Genomic DNA, 17,644 nt, shown 5'->3' on the forward strand with positions numbered 1-17,644 from the left:
CTATACACCAAATTTTTTGCCTAACAATGCGCCAAAAGGTTTAGAAATATCAGGAATCCCCATAAAACTTGTCGCTAGATTTGCTACTGCCGCAAAATTCTTCCAAGGGTTATTGCCTTCTGTCATCGAAGCTGTATTATTATTCGTTGTCGTACCGTAATTCCTTGCAAAGCCATGACCGGCGTTCATAAGCATATTCAACCTATTCCACCCGCTATTGTCTTGCTCTAGCCAACGTTCGCGATTGGCATCAACAAGGCGTTGATTGTGAGTATCAAGCACTCCTCCCCCCTGTATGGCATTGGAATAGGCATTCCCATAACCTTGTAAGAAGTTATTGGAGGCTCCCAATTGATTTTGATTGGCTTGGTCTATCATGGCATTGGCTTGCATCATATTCTGAACATCTTGATTATATTGGTTCGCTGTCGCACTTGTCGACAAAGCACCAAGTTCATTTGCCAATACCCCTGTATGTGCACCGGAGCCATAACGACCTGCACCGGCAAAAGAGCTGTTAATCGTATCTCTTACACGGTCTAAGCTATTTTGTAAGGCGGCATTAAAAGCGGGATTCTGTCCAACCATAGCACCCGAAGCCATGCTTCCAAGATTATTGGCTGCCGACGTTGGATTGTAGACCGTATTCATCAAAGAACGGTTTTGATAATGCTGAGGTATGCTGCCAAGACCACCAATTCCATAGCGCGTTTGATCACTTAATGGGGCTACACGAGGTCCCCCATAAACATTACCACCCGCCCCTATATTATATAGATTATACGCATCCCTGCCACCACGCTTAAATACATCTGCCATCCAAGAAGGAGGTGCACTTGTCTGCACCTGCTTCTGTTCTGTCGTTGCTGGTGTTTTGCTCCCCATGTTATAATTCCTTCCTATAATAAAGCATCGTTATGCCATAACCTTGTTTGTTTAATGCGCGCTTCCAACCTAAGCGTCCTAAAATCTCTATCTCGAAAGCGCCATTCTCACGCGCCCAATCCTCTACAAATGTCAAATTGTCAACTTGATCAAGAACACCCTTCCCACTACATTCACAAATCAGTGCGCGCTTCTTTCCTAAAACTGTCTGCTGTATCTGTGTTGTAACCGCCGCTAAAAAGCGCGCGTCATCGTCCAAAACAAGCCATAACTGTTTCTTGCCACTGCAAATCGCTTCAATAAGATCTTGCAACGTGATTTCATGTTTAAAACGTTCCACATATGCTCTAAAGGATGCAATGATGTCTTCCAGATAAGGCGCTATACGCTCCATATCCCAAGACGTGGTCAAATAGACTTTTGCCATTACCCTCTGCCTAAAGGACGTAAATCAACATCAAACCCCGTAATTGCCGTCCAAGGTTCATTTTTAGGAATGCGTAATTTAAAGCGGTGATAACGATTGCGCGAACGTCCGTGATAAGCACCCGTAGCATAGGAACATTCTCTCTCCTTGTGCCATGTGATCGGCGTCTGATGATTGCGAAGACGACGTTCTCCGATACTTAAAAGACCTTGCGTCGTATCAACTTCGGCAAACATTTTTGTGATAAAGTTAAAACTTCCATCCGGTGCCCCCATCTCTTGCGAAACAACCGTTGCCTCCATCGGTGCGCCCGTAAACATAACAAGACAATTGTTTTCATCAAAAGCACCAAGCATGGGTGCGCCACTTTGCCAACGGGGGCTGTCTAAAGAAGCAGGCAAGGACTCAAGATTGATCGAGATCTCATCTAACTGTTCTAAAGTATAACCTGTCGTAAATACGGGAAACAATGTGAAAGGCTTTCCCTGTATCGTCGACCATTTCTGCAAGCCCCAATCATAAACAAAGGTCGTTTGCTCGTTATTACCTCTCTTTAAAGACCAGTAAATCCGATTATCAACGGGGTCTATCACTCCTTGCATATTATCAAGAGCAAATTTATCAAAGGTTTTAAAAACCGTTCTATCAACTTTCTCAAAGCCTATTGGCAAAAGTTGACCATCAGCACTCATCTGATAAAAGCCACCATCACCAGCAAAAAAAGCATCACTGCCTCGACAAGCTATAGAAGCTGCACTGCGCGCTCCGCGCTTATCTTGGATCTTTTGAAAAGCAAATACAATTTTAGAACCCGGAACAAAAGTTCCTGCATAAATCGCAGAACGCATAAAAATGAGTGGATTGCTCGATTCCGTTGCCCCTTGAACGTATTCTCCATCTGGAAAATCTTGAAAATCACAATCTTTCTGCTTAACTGTCCAATGGGTTGCATCTTCCAAACCAGACCAATGAATGCGATTGGGATGATCTGTCAATTGCATCAAACAAACAAAAGGTCCCCAAACCTTCACCAATCCGGCTTTCGGTGGATTGCCTCCTAATTCTTCAAATCGTTCGGAACTATGGGTATGAAAGACTTGCGGTTTATCATTTTTATTGACCGCAATAACTCTCTGACCAAACAAGGCAAATGACCATTGATTATCCTCATTTGCCTGATAGGTCACACCGCTTTGGCTTATGTCTTTCCAACCCTGCGTTTGACTATCATAACTATAAAGCTTTTTGGCTCCTCCTACGATAATCTTAACCCCATTACCACTTCGAAACGCTATACACCCCAAAGGCTTTTCTCCCAAAGGAGCCGATACTACCATTGCGCTAGGCATAGGAATATAGCCTCCATCTGCCGGTAAAACATTCACAAGTGTATCCGTAAAGCTGCCATTGACGACCGAAACATCGGGGCGATAATCAGCGATTGGAAAATAAACCATTTTAGAAATCCGTTGGAATTATGCGTGTGACGTTATGACGTTTGGACGTCTCTGCACGCAATTCATGCAACTGCTCGGTAAAGTCATTATAAGCTGCCGTTGCACAATCGGGTTCTTTAAGGATATTCTTGTACAACTCATATTTTGCACGCGCCTTAATCAGATCAAACGCGTGCACAAACCATAGATGCTCTTCATCAACACGCTCTATCTCTGATAAACGCTGTGGAGAGAGTATGAGTTGAATCTGATAGGCTCTGTCCGGTGTGGGATAAAGATGCAGTTTCCTATCAAAATAACTGTAACAAACCGGTGTTCCTCGCTGCTCTGATGATAACGAAGACTCTAGAGAAAAAGGACTCCTGTGCTCTAATTCAATCTTATGATGTGGATCAGAACAAAGATAAACGCTCCTTATTTTGACAGCTGTTTCAATATGGCGGGTGTCCGTTGCATCATAAGCGCCTTGACCCGCCCGTGTTTCAAACACCACATCACGGCTTTCGTTAAAGTAAAAAGTTTCCCTCTCACAAAAACGAATAGCAGCAAAAATACTTTCTTGGATTTGTGCTACATACTCGTCCGTAATGTCATCAATCTCATCTTGGATAACAGACACCATGTGTGAAAGCGTTTTTCTATGGTGATAAACATTTTGACTAGCCGGTATTGGTCCGCCTGTCCTAACCCGAATATAATGACGCGTCATCAAAATACCTTTCTGTAAGGAATATTATTATTGACATTACACATCATGTGCATTACAGTGCACTAATGATATTCATTCATAAAACGATAGAATTTGATAATTGGCTTAAGAAACTCAAAGATAAAAAGGCTAAAGCGATTATTCTTCAACGTGTTGTACGCTTAAAACAAGGACTTTTGGGTGATGTTAAGTTCTTCAATAGCATAGGTGAAGTACGCATCCACTATGGTGCTGGTTACAGAATTTATTTTACCCAAAAAGGCTCTGATTTTATCCTTTTGTTATGTGGTGGAGATAAATCAACGCAGCAAAGGGATATCGAACAAGCGTTAAAGTTAAAAGAGGAGTACAGTGATGAAAACAACCCCATTTAAACCAGAAGAATATCTTGAAGACATTGAAGTACAACAAGCATTTCTCAATGAAGCCTTCAAAACTGGTGATGCCGCTCATATAGCGGATGCCATTGGTATCGTTGCTCGCTCTCAAAATATGCGTGCTTTAGCAAAAGAAACCAATCGCGAACGCAGTGGATTATATCGCTCCTTAAGTAAAACGGGTGACCCCAAGCTTTCTACTTTAGTCGCTGTCTTATCTGCCCTTAACCTGCAACTCTTTGTACAGTCTTCTACTTCATAAACTGAAGGAGAGTTAATAGATCTCTCCTCTCAATTTCAGTGATTGGTTACGAATTCAACGACTATACTTGCTTGACCAGCTTGGACTGTTTTATCGGCTTTGGCATAAAGCGTGACCTCTTTATCAAAGGGAACAAACTCCTTCTGATTAGAAATCGTCGCTGCTTTAATACCCGCTTGTTTGATCTCTAACTCACCAAATTCAGTCCCGCCAGCAGTGCTGCCTATTTTGACCTTTGTGTCCGAAAACGCTGTCTTAATAAACGCCTTGATTGATGTTATTAAAGCACCACGAGGGAGAGTGCCTATCTTCATTACGTTTTCTTTATCTTGGTAACTAAAATTAAGACGCAAGAAGCTTACCTGCTGCGTATGAAGGTTTCTCCCCTGTAAGGGTTCTGGTAAATAATCTGCCATATCTTGTCCCCTTAATGATTTGCCACAAATTGCACGACCACAACACACTCACCAGCATCTGTGGTTTTATCTCTTGTTGCATAAAGGGTCATTTCTTTATCCTCTGGAGCAAAAACCTTTTGGTCTGTTGGTGTAAAATCTTGTGTGGTTTGGGCTTTGATATCTTTTTCGCCAAACTCATTGCCCCCATAGCTGCTGCCAATCTTCAATTTTGCTTCGGAAAATGCCGTCTTCACAAACGTTTTAATTGAAGTAATCAAAGCGCCACGAGGCAAAATTCCGATTTTCTCTGTAAGATGCTTCTCTTTATGTGAGATATTCAAACGCAAAAAGCTTACCTGTTGGGTATGAAGATTTCTGCCCTGTAATGGAGGGGGTAATTGATCTGCCATGTCTTGTTTTCCTCCTTAATGTTTACGCTGCGGCTTCACCGCTGTAGGTAGGAATAACAATCGTTCCAAAATCTTGGGCTGTCTGTCCACTATTTGGCATTTGGAAACGAGTTTTCTTCATTCCTATCAAAGTTTTTGCTGCAACACCAAATTCACGTTCATAATCAAAATACTCTTCTTTAAGGGTGTAATTTGTTGCACTATGATTTTTCCCAAAACCTATAATTGCACTCTGCGCTCCTAAGAACACCGCACGACGCACGCTTTTGACCGCTGTATGATCTGTCGATTTTACACCATGGGTAACATGAATAGCTTCGCGTAAAACAACACCATTATACATACCAAGAGAGCCATCAAAGATTGGGTTCTTCGCACGAGAGGTTGCATAAACCGATTTTTGAATATCTAACCATTCTCCAGCAGCGGTATTGGTTCGCAATTGCATTACTTGGGTTGGGTGCAAATAGAGAACATAAACATCATCACCATTGACATGGACGGGAGAAATTTGTGGATTAGCAAGCTTTGCTTGTTTAACCGCTTCATCAATCAGCTTCAAACTAAAGCTATGTTTGGCTTTATCGGTAAGATCTTCATCCTTGGTTTTTGCATCGGGACGAATAATCCGTTCACTGCTTGGTGCCATGATTTCATTAAAGCCATAATGAACCGGTTTAATGTACACTTCTCGACCATCAACACTGATTGTACGCGCTGTATAACCACAAACCTGCAAAAAGAACATGATGCTTAAACGATTAGCATACCAGCGAACCAAACCCTCTTTGGCTTTTTTGCGTAAATTCGGGAGGATTCTCTGTTGATCAATCGAGTCATCATTGGCAACACGCGCCGCATGTAAAAGCTCATTAATCACCAACCGATCATTCATAAATTGAAGCGCTTCTTCATTGCCCTCTAAGGTTTCACCTTGCGTGACACCATCTCCAAACAGATTGACCAACAAACTAAATGTAACACTATCCCCTGCACTCTTATGGGTTTCGTTATAAAGCTGGATAATACTGTTCGAACTTTTGCCAATCAGAGGGGCTATTTTCGTCGCTTTCAAAACTTCATTGCTTAACTTCTGTGACCACAATTTCACCGATTGCGGATCATGAGTCCCTATATGTGTTGTTGCCATTTTTTGTTTCACCTTTCTTTGCTATAAAAAAACCGGCTTTAAAGCCGGTGGAAAACCCGCATCAGAGGCGGATTATGCTGTAAAATCTATTGCCTAATCGGGGTCTGCACCCATAATTTCATAAAAACGCGCTTCATTCTTCGGATTGGATATCCACACATCAAATTCCTTCTCTGACATATCGGATAGAGTTTGTTTAGTCATTGGTCCAGTACTCCCTCCTCCACCAGATGCCGTTAAGGTTCGCGCAGAATTCTGACGGCTTTGAAGCGCAGCAACTTGATCATTGGCTTGGACCGCTTGGTTTTGATAACCAAGATTTTGCGCTATCCTATAAAGCTCTTCTGCTGGATTAACCCCTTTTTGTGCACAAGTCGCTACAATTGTACGTAGTTCATCCCCTATAATCGCATCTATCGTACTTTTTTGTGCATAATTCGGATAAACAGAAGACCATGCATTCAACTGCTTTGCACGCGTCTCATAAAGAAAATTTGCTGCCGCATCAAAGTCACTGTATTTATCTTTGATAGAGGTCACAGAACTTTCTAAAAATTGATTCAAATGTCCATTAAATTCTTGGGTTTCAATGGCTTGTCTTTGCACATCTTGCTGTGCACGAATATACGCATCTTGCTCTTGAAGCTTTTTTCCCATCCAACTCATATAACCAATAATGTCTTGTGTAGGATCTGGAGGTCTGCTTTCCCCTTCAGCCATTGGCGCTTGAGATTGAGGTTCATAAAACTTAGTAAGTGCTTCACGGGCTTGGTTGGCTTGCTGTTCTGCACGCTGCTGCTCTATACTAGGAACGATTTCTGAAGGCTTTTCAACGGGCTCTGCAATCGGCTCTGGAGGTGTTGCATCATGACTCTCAACCGCCTCCACCTCATGATCAACATCAAAAGAGCTCTCATCATCATCAAAAACCGGTGCTCCAACCCTATAATCTTCATTCATACCTTCATTCATCACTTCGTTCATTTCTGCATTCATTCTCTAACCTCTCTTAAATGCTTCTTCCCCTGTACGTTGCGGCTCTCTCCCGCATAATCTGATTTTGCGCTCGTTCATTAAGAATACGCTCCCGTTCAAGCTCATGGCGTTGTTGCATCAATTCCGCTTCCAATTCCGCTCTCTTTTGACGCATGACCAATTCAATCTGCTTGCCTTGCAAATCCATCTGTTGCATCTGGCTTTTGGTCGCAATATCCTGCTGCTTTTCTTGCAACTTCATTTCTTGTTCTGGATTCATTTGCTGTTGTTGGGCTTGTTGTGCCATTTGCTGCTGTTGCATCTTCTCGCTTACACGATTGAGTAATGACGCAGGCAATGGCGAATAACGAAGTAAATCAAGCATGATATCCGGTGTAACGGCATTTTGAAGCAACGGTAACAGCTGCGTGATAATACCAAAGGTACGCTCTTTTTCGTTCGGGCTGGTGGGTGCATCATCCACCACAATATCATAATCAACACTCATCACCGCTTCACGGGTCAACGGAATATATTGCGCATTCTCCTCTCCCGATATCCGGACTAAACGACCATCAGACAAATAATTCTGTATAAGGTGCAAAATGATCTTGCCCTGCCTTTTGCGATACAAACGCAAACCATCAAACAAACAAGCAAGCAGGTTAAGACTGGATTGACGCCGTTGTGCCTCTAAAATCCCTGCTTGTGAAACTTCTCTCGTTCCAATAAACTCTGGTGAGAGACCTGTAACTTGATTAATTGCTTCTTTCGCTTCATTAAACAGTTGGAAAAAGCCGGTTGGAAATTGCGCTACGGGTTTGGGTTGTATCTTACCCCCTGCCAAAGCACCATTTTTCAAAACCGTAATACTATCTACCCTGCTCCAACTTTTTACCGCTTCTCTCTCATCTTCAAACGCTCCCCTCTCAGCCATAATCCCACCTTTGGATTGGCTATTGAGAATATGCATAACTTGACTAAAATATTTATTCGCCCAGCGTTGAGGGTCTTTTGTCGGTCTTACAACCCCATAAAATTGCCGTTCTATCTTATCAAAATACCCCGTGATACACTCCCAACCCAACTGACCCGCTGGAACCAAAGGTTGATCAGGGCATTCAAGCAGTTTTCTCCCTAAAAAGGCGCGTTTTACAACCTTTTTATTGAAAGCCGCCCCTTGGATATCGGGCATCATGCATTGGAGCTGCTTAAACTCCTCTTCGCTGTAATCACGCAATTCTCCCGTTTCCAAATCGGGTGCCTTGTAATATCGTTCGCTTTCAAACCAACGACATTCCACAAGCGTAACCATCCGTCGACCGTTTTCAACATCAATGCCCTTCTCATCATCGTAAGCTTCAAGATCATTATGATGAACGCCTTCATAAGCAGCCCCATCACGCGCCCAATCAGCACTCAGTTCACTCCAATGGACTTTTGGAAACATTTGCTTGGCTACGTCTAATGGCTTGCGGTCGACATACCACATGCGTTGTGCATCCGTTAAATTCGGTTGCACTGCCGCACTATCCCAAACCATTTTCAAAGGGTCTAAACGCGTAATGACCGGTTCACCATCAAGACTATTTTCGTAATCAAGCCGCGTATCTGTCCACCCCATACCGCAGATGACAGCATCTTGGAAAGCATCACTATCTGCATATTCAGCATGTGCCATATCGCGAAACCATTCTGCCGCTCCTGTAAGCAATTCACTTGGCAATGCCTTGCCTATTTGACGGGGAATAAATTGCACTTCGCGCTTATTATTGCGTTCTGAACCCACAACAGCATTCACAAGTGGGGCAATGCGATTAAACGTCATAACGGGGCGGCGTTGCTCTTTTAAAGCCGCTAAATCTTGATCATTCCACTGATCACCATTGTAAAATTGAAAATCCTCCCTTGCGTGTTCACGCCATTTGTTCACATGCTCCACATCTTCTTTGTACCAACTGACTAACTTGCGAAACAAACCTTCTGTTGACAGATCTGAGATGTTGCTCTCTTGCTCTAAATGCTCTTCATCATCCATCATTCTGCCATCCATGACGTGCTTTCATAGGCTTCTCTACCGCTATAAGCTGGTCTCTTCTGTCTCTGCATTGGCTGTTCATACCCCACACACATTAATCCAAAAGCATCTGCACCATGACTGGACCAATCATGTTCTGCTCCCAAGCCAATATTACGCTTCTCATCCCATTTCTCATGATACCAATTCAGTGCCTTACGCCCCGCTACTGTCGTCTCCTCATTGAACCAAACAGAGGGTAGAATACGTCGTACTGCCTCGATACGCATTTTGACAGCACCAGCCCCTTGATTTGGTATCACTTGCGTTTCAAAACCCGCATCATTTAAAGCACTCTCAAAACTCACATTGTGCACACGGTCTCTGGTCGCACCATCATGGGGGAGAACCATCAGTGCCTTCTCATAGCCATTGTGACGCAACCAACCGATATGCTCCGATAACGGCTGTCCTTGCGCTTCGTAATAATCAAGCACTCTGATCTCTCTCCCTACAAATTGCGCTATCCATATTGCTGTGGCATCTGCCTTAGCTCCCGTGCCCCCAATATCCCAAAAAGCCCGTATCTGCATTAAAGGATCACGCGCAACACGCCCTATCCGCCCCTCTTGCTCCGCTGCCAACATTTCTTTTTGATAGTAAGCGCCCTGAACCGCTGTAAGATAAGCCCCTTCCCATATATGCTTATAGGTTTCTGGACGATTTCTAAGGTCATCAAGCCGCGCTTCATTCAAGATCTTGGGAAACTTCGGATTGTCTGACCAATTAATCTCCACACGCTTAATGGATTCATTGTCTGAAAAGCGAAACCGCCTTTCAACCGGTGCATTGTCTCGCAACGGGTTCCATGTGACCCATAACTCTGCACGCCATCCCTCTCCCTCTTCACGCAACGTTGGAATGAGTGTCTGCCAAGCTGTTTCTGTTACCGGCTCTGCCTCATCAACCCAACAAAGCAAAATACGCCCCATGGATTTGATACTGGCTATATTACGGTCCAGTCCAGAAAACTGAAAAGCTATACGACCATCATTTGACTTAATCGAAGCCTCTCCAACCTTGTAATATTCGCTTAAAAAGTCATGGGCTTCAATGGCGCGCTTAATCTCCTCCAATGAACTTTCTGCTAGCGAATTTTGAAACTGACGTGCACAAAGAATAGTCCCTGATATTCCCTGCATACCAAATTGATAGCCTTTTAAAGCAGCCATCAAGGCAAATGATCTTGTTTTACCAGACCCTCGTCCACCCCAAGCCGCACGTACCAAAGCATCCCCTGCAAAAATAGGGATAAGTTTTGGTACAATCTTAATCTGTCTTGTCGTCATTCATTGTTAAAGGAGCAATTTCTACACGCCCTATGATCTTAATCGCCCCCCCATCTTCACCCGTCACTTGCAAAGGCAAGATCTTACCAAGCAACGCTAAATAAGCCGCGGGGCATCTTATTGCCTGCTTTTCGAGATAAGAGATTAACCCCTCTTTCCCATACTTATTGCCTGCCAATTCAGCGGCTTTAAGAATTGCTTCTTTCAAAAGACGTGTATTCTTATTGGGTACACCTTTGACACGCCCCATTCCTGCCTTAGGGGGTTTATATTTTTTCTTTGTTTGAGAAACCTGTTCTGTATTTTGTGATGTCATAAAATACACCCTCCAGATAATAAAAAACCCCGCAAATGCGGGGATTTTTGACTGTACATTTCCCTCTCTAGACACAATACGCCTAAGTACAGCAACGTCATTAAATACGATTTGCTACACTTTGTCAACATAAAAATAACACATATTGATAATTTCAAAGGAGATCAGTTATAAAAAGCTCGCAAAAAATAACTTTTGCTTTAGCCTTTATATATATTTTTTCTATGTCCAACAGCTAAAACTAACACAACAAGTTCCTTATCATAAAGATCGCAAAGTATTCTGTAATCTCCTACACGATATCTCCATAAACCCGATAATTGCCCTTTTAAGGGCTTACCTATTGCACGTACATCTTCAAGAGGGGCAACGTGTTGATCTAAAAAATCAACAATCCTCCGTGCTTCTTTTTTATCGCATTTTTTTAAAAAACTAAGAGCTTTTCTTTCATATCTAATCGTCCAAGCCAAGCTCTTTCCTCACCTCTTCAGAGCTATAAAAAGTAGCTTCTCCTCTTCGAACACGCTCTCTTACTTGTGAAGCTAAATAATAATCCTCAGCTTCCTCGATTCCACGTTCAATAATCTCACGTAAATAAAAAGACTTTGTACGACCTGTCTTAGTTGCTAAATTATTCAAACGTGTTTCAAGTTCGCTAGGCAATCGAATAGATATCGTCATAACGCAATCCTCATCTTTGTATTCACTGTAATACAAAGATAACGTCTTGTCCAGAAAAAGGTTTCACGTCATTCTGCAAAAGCACATAAAACAATTACCATTTACTTTTTTGATCAAAATAGTTCTGAAGCGCATTAAGAGCAATGCGCAATGAATTCACAAGATATGGTAGCATTTGATCTTCTATAACGAGATGATTTATCGCGGCATAAAGATTATACTGTCTATAGCGCTGTTGCGCTTCTTTTAGTGCCTCTTGCATGTTGATAAACTGCTCTGTTGCGAATGCTACCCACTTATCTCTTGCCTTATCATCAGATGATGACGGCATTTCGTCATAAATCGCATTAGGCAAGCCTTTTGCACATAGATAATCGTTTCTTATCTGTAAGTACTGTTGCGCGGCGTCATATTGCTCTTGTGTAAGCACACCTTGCAAACAAAGCCGCCCTATGTAAGACCCAGAAAGTGGATTTTTTGCCTCGTATAGGGTTAAACCGAAGCGTTTTGCACGCATTTCTATTGCCAATTGATCAACGGCTTCACGGGGTGCTTTTGCACGTGATCAACACACTGATTTATAATGATAATTCACTGTTTTGTATGTTGAATGAGAGTCTCGAATAACGTAGGATTCTCTCATTTCAAATCTGTGTATGTTGTATCAATCAAAACCACTCATTTGCACATAACAAGTGGGATGAGTGTGTGGATCAAATTTGTATAAGAAAGGAGTAAAAATGGTCCTTATGAACCGTCTTAATGCAAGATCTGTAGCAACATTGGGGGCTGGCAAATATAATGATGGTGCCGGCTTGCTTCTTCATAAGCGTAAAGATGGAGGTGCTCAATGGATTTATCGTTATACCCTTCACGGGCGTCGTCGCGAAATGGGATTGGGAGCGTTGCGAGATGTTTCTTTAAAAAAAGCCCGTGAATGTGCAAATCAATGGCGTTCTGTTTTACGTGAGGGGCGTGACCCCATTAAAGAACGCGATAAACAAAAGCGTGAGACAATAAGCAATCTCCATTATTTAAAAGATATTGCCGTGGATGCTTTTGAAAGCCATAAAGCTGAATTAAAAGGGGATGGGAAAGATGGAATTTGGTTTTTACCTTTACGCCTTCATATTCTCCCTAAATTAGGCTGTTTACCCGTTTCAGAAATTACGCAAACAGAGATACGCGATACCCTTGCCCCTATTTGGCATACAAAAGCTGGAGCTGCTCGGACAGCATTGATGCGTCTCAAACTTTGTCTCAAACATGCAGCTGCTTTGGGTTTGGATGTTGATTTACAAGCAACAGAAAAAGCACGCGCTCTTTTAGGAAAACAACGTCATAAGATCACTAATAGACCAGCAATGGATTGGAGAGATATACCCGCTTTTTATAAAACACTTTGCCAAATAACAGCTATAACACAACTGGCTTTGCGTTTGCTCATCTTGACAGGCGTTCGTACACATTCCTTACGTTATATTCATAAGGATCAGATTGATGGGGATATATGGACTATTCCTGCTGAGAATATGAAAGGAAGGCGTGATACAACAAAAGAATTTCGCGTACCCCTATCTTTAGAAGCTCTAAAAGTGATTGAACAAGCCAGTTGTATCTCTAAAAGTGATTTCATTCTGTCTTTTTCCGGTCGAGGTCCCCTTGCTGAGAATGTTATGTCAAAATATATGAAAAAAAATAAACTTGATGCCTGCCCGCATGGCTTTCGTTCTAGTTTACGCGATTGGCTTGCTGAAACAACCGATGCCCCCTATGAGGTTGCTGAAACCATTCTAAGTCATACGGTAGGCGGTAAAGTAGAGCGTGCCTATCGTCGTACTGACTATCTAGAACAGCGCCGTGTCTATATGGATAAATGGGCGGCTTATGTCACTGAGCAATCTTAGGATATGGGGTAATTTACCCCATCATCTGTGGATAACTTTCTCTCTCTGTTTTCTCATTCTCTCTCAATAAGACTCATAAATTATCACATCAGAAATTATATGATAATATACTGTTTTCTATAAATAAAATACCTTCAAAAATAAACCAAAATGTGCTTAATAAATAGGCATGATTTGTTTCTATTTTTTGAAAATAAAAGGATTTTAGAATGACTGAAAATGATATTCTTTTAACTGACCGTGAAAGTGCACAATTGCTTCATATGAGTGTCTCAACTTTCCGCCGTCATGTTACCAATGGCTCTCTCCCAAAACCTTTAAAATTTGGTTTTTTATCGCGTTGGTTACAATCGGATCTTCTCAATGTAATCGAACAAGCAAAACAGCAACGTCAAAGTGACGCAGCATAAAAAAAACCTTGTCACGTAAGGACGGACAAGGCTTTCTCAAATTCACAATCCTAGAGAGTGCACAACCCATCCTATGACGCAACGTTATAGGATTACTAAGTGTATTCCCTACGTTATACTGCTTCACATACAGTGTTGAGATTGTTGGTTGAGGAGACAATCCCGCACAAGCATGGGAACACATGAATGTGGGGATTGTAGTTTCCACAAATAACAATATTTAAGGATAGCATTCATATTGCTCTGGATGCTTTTTACAAAAAGGGCTGTTTAAGCGCTTTTTGACACTTCTCTGTGGAACAACAGCACCTGGTCGACAAATCGGAAGATTTTCGGCTTTATGGTTTCCACACCACCCCCCCCCACATCATATTTATAGCGGAAACCTGCTTGAAGCATGCAAGCATCAATGGTTGCCATTTGATTGAAACTACGATTTTGATTTTCTGGATCGGCATCATAAGGTGTTGGCATGCCACATTCTAATAAGGCTTTTCCTATCTCAGTAAAATCTGCTCCTGGCTTCTCCCATGCACCTATAGAAGATACGGGAGGTTTATTAAATTGGCATCCTGTTATGATAAACAAAACTACCACACCTAATAGCTTTAGAATTTGTTTCATTTTTTACTCCTTGATTTACTTAAAGGAAATTGTTCTAGATGAGATGTGCCATAAAGTATGTTGCACATAGCATTCGCATGTCCAAGACAAGTATGAACGCTATTGGGATTTGTGAACATTCTCCGCCATTCTTTCCACATGTTACTACCAGCAGGTATTGTCTCATAGGTATAGTCATTGCCGCCAATAATTCTGCTGACAAAATCGTATCTATGACCATCAAAGCCAATCGTGGTCTGCTTGCCACCACTTACATACCTTAACAGACCGGATGCAGCCAAAACATTAGCCGCTGGTCCATAGAAATTGATCGTTGTATTGCCAGCTACATCATTGATACCTTCTTGTTTGAAAGAATTCAGCGCATTAAAGCTTGTCATACTGCCACGACTATGGGCATCAAAATGCAATCCTGTATTACCATAGCGAAACATCAGATCTTTTGCTTCTTGTGTAGAATTCGTCAAACCCCAAAAGTTATTTTCCAGAAACTTCTGGTATCCTGCGACCAGAAGTTCTGAAATAGCAGAATCGGCTTGGGGGAACACAACAAAATAAAGTGGTTCATTTTTATTCTCCGCATGTTGCTCTGCATAAACAGCAGCCTCATAGGGTGGAGTAAAGATGCCATTGAGGGACACATGAACCTTGCCATCAGAGCCTTCTTGCAAATGCTGCTTTTCTTCATCCGTTAAATAATGAAACTTAGGAATTTTTTGTCCTCGAGCGTCTTTGATATACTGTCCATTTGCATCTATTTCATAGATTATATTGCCCTTTTCATCACGGTCGACCACAGCGATGGGGTGTTCTTTGATAAACATGGTTCTATAGGAGTCATCGCTGTATTTAAACCCTTCTTCCAGCAATTGTATTGCCATTTCACGGTTTTCATGGACGATTTGTTCCAGCTTGGCAACATCAAGCTGTTGTACACCCTTATGGGCGTTGGCAGTATCACGGTTAAGGGAGGCGATGGCTTGTTCCACATCTTGCCCCGTCAACGCCTTTTGCCCTGCTTCATTTGTCAGCACAATGGTGCTATCACTAATGGCGGATTTGGTATAGCCTTCCTCTGAATCTTTGGCTTTTGCATGATCTAAAACATTCTTGGCAATGTTTTTCCCGACACCGTATTTGCCTTGATACATGGGACCTCCCGCAGAAATACTGATCCCATCGCTGTTAGCTTGAGCATGCGCACTGTTGGTAATATCACTCGTTTTAATGGTTCCTGTAGTCAGTTTATTTTTGTTCGCCGGTGCGGTGCTATCAATAATTCCTCCGGTCATGGTTGTTGCACCCGCCACTGTAATATCAAAACCGCCATTACCGGTTTTAATGCCGGATTGCTCCACAACACTGTGATAATCACTAGAGGATTTGTCCTTTTGGAAAGAGGCGCTCATTGAACCTCCACCACCCGTTGCTCCAGCACCAAAGCCAACATTCTCATTAAAACGCTTTGCGAATGGTGTTGTGTTGTTAGGGTTGGCATTCATCTGCATTTTTGTACCTTTTACAAAAAGGGCTGTTTAAGCGCTTTTTGACACTCCGTTTTGGGATGACAGCACCAGGTTGGCAAATGGGAAGGTTTTCTTCTCTAAATGTATAACACCATCCTCCTATCCTCGAAAGTTCCTCATTTTTATAGCGAAATCCTGATTGAATCATGCAAGCATAAATTGTCGCTTTTGCATTAATGCTTACCTTTCTGTTTTCTGAATCCTCATCATAAGGGGTTGGCATGCCACATTCTAACAAGGCTTTTCCTACCTCTGTAAAATCTGCCCCTGGCTTTTCCCACATACTGAGATACCCTGGAGAAGGCTTAAAAAAATTACATCCAGCTATCATAAATAAAACAAGCACACTCAATAATTTTAAGATGTATTTCATTTCTTGCCCCCTGATTGAATTGAATTAATTTGTATACGATGAGATGAGCCATAGAACGATGTACACACATCGCTTGCATGACCATAACAAGCATGGACAGTAGGATAAGTCGTAAATATTCTCCATGCCTCGTTCCCAGGACTACTCCCTGAAGGGATCTTATCAAAAGTAGCAGGATTTCCACCAAACTTTATACCAACAAAGTCATATGCGTGGTTTTCTAAACCGACAGAGGTTTGCTTGCCATCACTTAAATAATCGAGTGTATTAGCCATCGATTGAGCGTTGTAAGCTGGACCAAAAAGATTGATACTCGTGTTGCCTGCTATACCGTGAATACCACGCTTTTCAAAATCATGCATTCCGTTACCTACCGTCATACTACCACGGCTGTGCCCATCAATACGTAATCCGTCATTGCCATAAAGATACATTGTATTCTGGAACTTCTTGGTCGAATTGGTCAATCCAAAGAAAAATGTACCTTCAAAAAACTTCTGAAAAACCGCTATACCAACCTCTACTAGCATGTCTTTATCTTGCGGGAAATATGTAAAATACAGATGACCATGATCGTTGTCAGCAAATTGGACGGCATAACGCGCGGCATCATCGGGGGAGGTAAAAATACCATTATAAAACATATGAACCTCGCCATCAGAGCCTTTTTGTAAATGATTTTCTTCCTCTGGTTTTAAAAAATGATACAGAGTAATATATTTTCCATCATTGCCTTTTATAGGTTTTCCATTTTCATCGGTTAAATAGAGGACATTGCCATTTTCATCATGCGCAACTTCTCCTTCAGGATGTTTTGTGGCATAAGCGATTTTGTAAATTTTATAAAAATATCCCAATCCCTCATCGGATAAATCATTGATCATGTCTAAGCGATTATGCACTGCTCCCTCAAGGGATGTGGCGTCTATTGGTGCAACAGCCTGATGGGCTGTTGCAGTATTGCGGTTGAGAGAACCAATGATTTCTCCAGCATCTTGCCCCATGGACCTTTGGCCAGTTGTATTGGTTAGGATGATGGTTCCATCACTGATAGCGGATTTGGTTTCTCCTTCTGCGCCATCCTTGGCTTTGCCATGGTTTAAAACATTCTTGGTAATATTTTTTATCGTGTCATTTCCAGAAAGGCTAAAACCATGGCTGCTGGCTGTCGCATGGGCACTGTTGGTGATATCACTCGTCGTAATGCTTCCGGTGGTCAGACTATTTTTATCCGCTGAGGCACTGCTCGCAATAATGCCTCCGGTCAAGTTTGTTGTCCCCGTAACTGTAATATCAAAACCGCCCGCCTCTGCTTTGATGCCTGATTGCTCTACAACACTGTGATAATCACTAGAGGATTTATCCTTGTTCAAAGAGGCGCTCATTGAACC

Annotated in this window: 21 protein-coding genes and 1 pseudogene; 4 read left to right on the plus strand and 18 right to left on the minus strand. The window is 42.2% G+C overall.

Annotated features, from left to right (window positions below):
* From D1093_RS07235 to D1093_RS07250, 4 genes are read right to left on the minus strand one after another with little or no spacing between them, the layout of a single operon-like run.
* On the minus strand, positions 1-885 hold the full coding sequence (locus D1093_RS07235) for a hypothetical protein (RefSeq protein ID WP_120101670.1): 885 nt from the start codon (positions 883-885) through the stop codon (positions 1-3).
* A 1-nt stretch (position 886) separates the two neighbouring features.
* Positions 887-1,312, minus strand: coding sequence for a hypothetical protein (locus tag D1093_RS07240; protein WP_120100686.1), 426 nt, complete (start codon positions 1,310-1,312; stop codon positions 887-889).
* On the minus strand, positions 1,312-2,769 hold the full coding sequence (locus tag D1093_RS07245; protein WP_120100684.1) for a hypothetical protein: 1,458 nt from the start codon (positions 2,767-2,769) through the stop codon (positions 1,312-1,314). Before D1093_RS07245 ends, D1093_RS07240 begins: the two co-directional genes overlap by 1 nt.
* 1 nt (position 2,770) lies before the next feature.
* Positions 2,771-3,478 carry a phage adaptor protein gene (locus D1093_RS07250; protein WP_012232363.1) on the minus strand — a complete coding sequence of 236 codons (708 nt, stop codon included), beginning with the start codon at positions 3,476-3,478 and terminating at the stop codon, positions 2,771-2,773.
* Positions 3,479-3,543: 65 nt separating this feature from the next.
* Here D1093_RS07250 and D1093_RS07255 point away from each other — a divergent pair, with 65 nt between their 5' ends.
* Both D1093_RS07255 and D1093_RS07260 read left to right on the plus strand, forming a co-directional pair.
* The gene (locus D1093_RS07255; RefSeq protein ID WP_012232364.1) at positions 3,544-3,852 is read left to right on the plus strand and encodes a type II toxin-antitoxin system RelE/ParE family toxin; all 309 of its coding nucleotides are present in this window, start codon (positions 3,544-3,546) and stop codon (positions 3,850-3,852) included.
* Positions 3,833-4,117, plus strand: a complete 285-nt coding sequence (locus tag D1093_RS07260; protein WP_012232365.1) for an addiction module antidote protein — start codon at positions 3,833-3,835, stop codon at positions 4,115-4,117. The genes D1093_RS07255 and D1093_RS07260 overlap by 20 nt, the downstream gene beginning before the upstream one ends.
* 35 nt (positions 4,118-4,152) lie before the next feature.
* Here the strand turns inward: D1093_RS07260 and D1093_RS07265 are convergent, their stop codons facing one another.
* The 10 genes from D1093_RS07265 to D1093_RS07310 form a co-directional block, all read right to left on the minus strand.
* Positions 4,153-4,533, minus strand: a complete 381-nt coding sequence (locus D1093_RS07265; protein WP_120100682.1) for a hypothetical protein — start codon at positions 4,531-4,533, stop codon at positions 4,153-4,155.
* Between the two features lie 11 nt (positions 4,534-4,544).
* The gene (locus tag D1093_RS07270) at positions 4,545-4,925 is read right to left on the minus strand and encodes a hypothetical protein (protein WP_120100681.1); all 381 of its coding nucleotides are present in this window, start codon (positions 4,923-4,925) and stop codon (positions 4,545-4,547) included.
* A 22-nt stretch (positions 4,926-4,947) separates the two neighbouring features.
* Entirely contained in the window at positions 4,948-6,075 is a 1,128-nt protein-coding gene (locus D1093_RS07275; RefSeq protein ID WP_120100679.1) for a N4-gp56 family major capsid protein, read from the minus strand.
* A gap of 93 nt (positions 6,076-6,168) precedes the next feature.
* Complete coding sequence (locus tag D1093_RS07280; protein ID WP_120102306.1) at positions 6,169-7,059, minus strand: hypothetical protein; 891 nt, start codon at positions 7,057-7,059, stop codon at positions 6,169-6,171.
* Between the two features lie 25 nt (positions 7,060-7,084).
* Positions 7,085-9,103 (minus strand): portal protein, encoded by a 2,019-nt coding sequence (locus tag D1093_RS07285; protein ID WP_120100677.1) that lies wholly within the window; start codon positions 9,101-9,103, stop codon positions 7,085-7,087.
* Positions 9,088-10,416 (minus strand): PBSX family phage terminase large subunit, encoded by a 1,329-nt coding sequence (locus tag D1093_RS07290; protein WP_120100676.1) that lies wholly within the window; start codon positions 10,414-10,416, stop codon positions 9,088-9,090. The genes D1093_RS07285 and D1093_RS07290 overlap by 16 nt, the downstream gene beginning before the upstream one ends.
* The gene (locus D1093_RS07295) at positions 10,397-10,732 is read right to left on the minus strand and encodes a hypothetical protein (RefSeq protein ID WP_120100674.1); all 336 of its coding nucleotides are present in this window, start codon (positions 10,730-10,732) and stop codon (positions 10,397-10,399) included. Before D1093_RS07295 ends, D1093_RS07290 begins: the two co-directional genes overlap by 20 nt.
* A gap of 200 nt (positions 10,733-10,932) precedes the next feature.
* A complete protein-coding gene (locus D1093_RS07300) occupies positions 10,933-11,202 on the minus strand; it encodes a type II toxin-antitoxin system RelE family toxin (protein WP_120100673.1) in 270 nt (89 codons plus the stop codon).
* Positions 11,186-11,413: a type II toxin-antitoxin system RelB family antitoxin gene (gene relB / locus D1093_RS07305; RefSeq protein ID WP_120100671.1), complete on the minus strand. Its 228-nt coding sequence runs from the start codon at positions 11,411-11,413 to the stop codon at positions 11,186-11,188. The genes D1093_RS07300 and relB overlap by 17 nt, the downstream gene beginning before the upstream one ends.
* A gap of 94 nt (positions 11,414-11,507) precedes the next feature.
* The gene (locus tag D1093_RS07310) at positions 11,508-11,942 is read right to left on the minus strand and encodes a hypothetical protein (RefSeq protein WP_120101671.1); all 435 of its coding nucleotides are present in this window, start codon (positions 11,940-11,942) and stop codon (positions 11,508-11,510) included.
* A gap of 211 nt (positions 11,943-12,153) precedes the next feature.
* On the opposite strand from D1093_RS07310, the gene D1093_RS07315 reads away from it, so the two are divergent.
* Together D1093_RS07315 and D1093_RS07320 are read left to right on the plus strand one after the other, a co-directional pair.
* Complete coding sequence (locus D1093_RS07315) at positions 12,154-13,320, plus strand: tyrosine-type recombinase/integrase (protein WP_120101673.1); 1,167 nt, start codon at positions 12,154-12,156, stop codon at positions 13,318-13,320.
* A gap of 209 nt (positions 13,321-13,529) precedes the next feature.
* Positions 13,530-13,730, plus strand: a complete 201-nt coding sequence (locus tag D1093_RS07320; RefSeq protein ID WP_120100668.1) for a helix-turn-helix transcriptional regulator — start codon at positions 13,530-13,532, stop codon at positions 13,728-13,730.
* 220 nt (positions 13,731-13,950) lie between these two features.
* Here the strand turns inward: D1093_RS07320 and D1093_RS07325 are convergent.
* From D1093_RS07325 to D1093_RS07340, 4 genes and pseudogenes are all read right to left on the minus strand, one after another.
* A pseudogene (locus tag D1093_RS07325) lies at positions 13,951-14,354 on the minus strand (hypothetical protein).
* A complete protein-coding gene (locus D1093_RS07330; protein ID WP_244613977.1) occupies positions 14,351-15,856 on the minus strand; it encodes a filamentous hemagglutinin in 1,506 nt (501 codons plus the stop codon). Before D1093_RS07330 ends, D1093_RS07325 begins: the two are co-directional and overlap by 4 nt.
* Entirely contained in the window at positions 15,840-16,253 is a 414-nt protein-coding gene (locus D1093_RS07335; protein WP_120100876.1) for a hypothetical protein, read from the minus strand. The genes D1093_RS07330 and D1093_RS07335 overlap by 17 nt, the downstream gene beginning before the upstream one ends.
* On the minus strand, positions 16,250-17,638 hold the full coding sequence (locus tag D1093_RS07340) for a filamentous hemagglutinin (protein ID WP_150222292.1): 1,389 nt from the start codon (positions 17,636-17,638) through the stop codon (positions 16,250-16,252). Before D1093_RS07340 ends, D1093_RS07335 begins: the two co-directional genes overlap by 4 nt.
* Positions 17,639-17,644: the final 6 nt, after the last annotated feature.

This window comes from Bartonella kosoyi (assembly GCF_003606325.2).
GTDB classification, from domain to species: Bacteria; Pseudomonadota; Alphaproteobacteria; order Rhizobiales; family Rhizobiaceae; genus Bartonella; species Bartonella kosoyi.

Coding starts and splice junctions, on each gene's coding strand:
- D1093_RS07320 (WP_120100668.1), top strand. CDS start 13,530: ATGACTGAAAATGATATTCTTTTAACTGACCGTGAAAGTGCACAATTG.
- D1093_RS07255 (WP_012232364.1), top strand. CDS start 3,544: ATGATATTCATTCATAAAACGATAGAATTTGATAATTGGCTTAAGAAA.
- D1093_RS07330 (WP_244613977.1), bottom strand. CDS start 15,856: ATGAATGCCAACCCTAACAACACAACACCATTCGCAAAGCGTTTTAAT.
- D1093_RS07335 (WP_120100876.1), bottom strand. CDS start 16,253: ATGAAATACATCTTAAAATTATTGAGTGTGCTTGTTTTATTTATGATA.
- D1093_RS07340 (WP_150222292.1), bottom strand. CDS start 17,638: ATGAGCGCCTCTTTGAACAAGGATAAATCCTCTAGTGATTATCACAGT.
- D1093_RS07290 (WP_120100676.1), bottom strand. CDS start 10,416: ATGACGACAAGACAGATTAAGATTGTACCAAAACTTATCCCTATTTTT.
- relB (WP_120100671.1), bottom strand. CDS start 11,413: ATGACGATATCTATTCGATTGCCTAGCGAACTTGAAACACGTTTGAAT.
- D1093_RS07235 (WP_120101670.1), bottom strand. CDS start 885: ATGGGGAGCAAAACACCAGCAACGACAGAACAGAAGCAGGTGCAGACA.
- D1093_RS07280 (WP_120102306.1), bottom strand. CDS start 7,059: ATGAACGAAGTGATGAATGAAGGTATGAATGAAGATTATAGGGTTGGA.
- D1093_RS07245 (WP_120100684.1), bottom strand. CDS start 2,769: ATGGTTTATTTTCCAATCGCTGATTATCGCCCCGATGTTTCGGTCGTC.
- D1093_RS07240 (WP_120100686.1), bottom strand. CDS start 1,312: ATGGCAAAAGTCTATTTGACCACGTCTTGGGATATGGAGCGTATAGCG.
- D1093_RS07250 (WP_012232363.1), bottom strand. CDS start 3,478: ATGACGCGTCATTATATTCGGGTTAGGACAGGCGGACCAATACCGGCT.
- D1093_RS07295 (WP_120100674.1), bottom strand. CDS start 10,732: ATGACATCACAAAATACAGAACAGGTTTCTCAAACAAAGAAAAAATAT.
- D1093_RS07285 (WP_120100677.1), bottom strand. CDS start 9,103: ATGGATGGCAGAATGATGGATGATGAAGAGCATTTAGAGCAAGAGAGC.
- D1093_RS07260 (WP_012232365.1), top strand. CDS start 3,833: ATGAAAACAACCCCATTTAAACCAGAAGAATATCTTGAAGACATTGAA.
- D1093_RS07270 (WP_120100681.1), bottom strand. CDS start 4,925: ATGGCAGATCAATTACCCCCTCCATTACAGGGCAGAAATCTTCATACC.
- D1093_RS07315 (WP_120101673.1), top strand. CDS start 12,154: ATGGTCCTTATGAACCGTCTTAATGCAAGATCTGTAGCAACATTGGGG.
- D1093_RS07275 (WP_120100679.1), bottom strand. CDS start 6,075: ATGGCAACAACACATATAGGGACTCATGATCCGCAATCGGTGAAATTG.
- D1093_RS07265 (WP_120100682.1), bottom strand. CDS start 4,533: ATGGCAGATTATTTACCAGAACCCTTACAGGGGAGAAACCTTCATACG.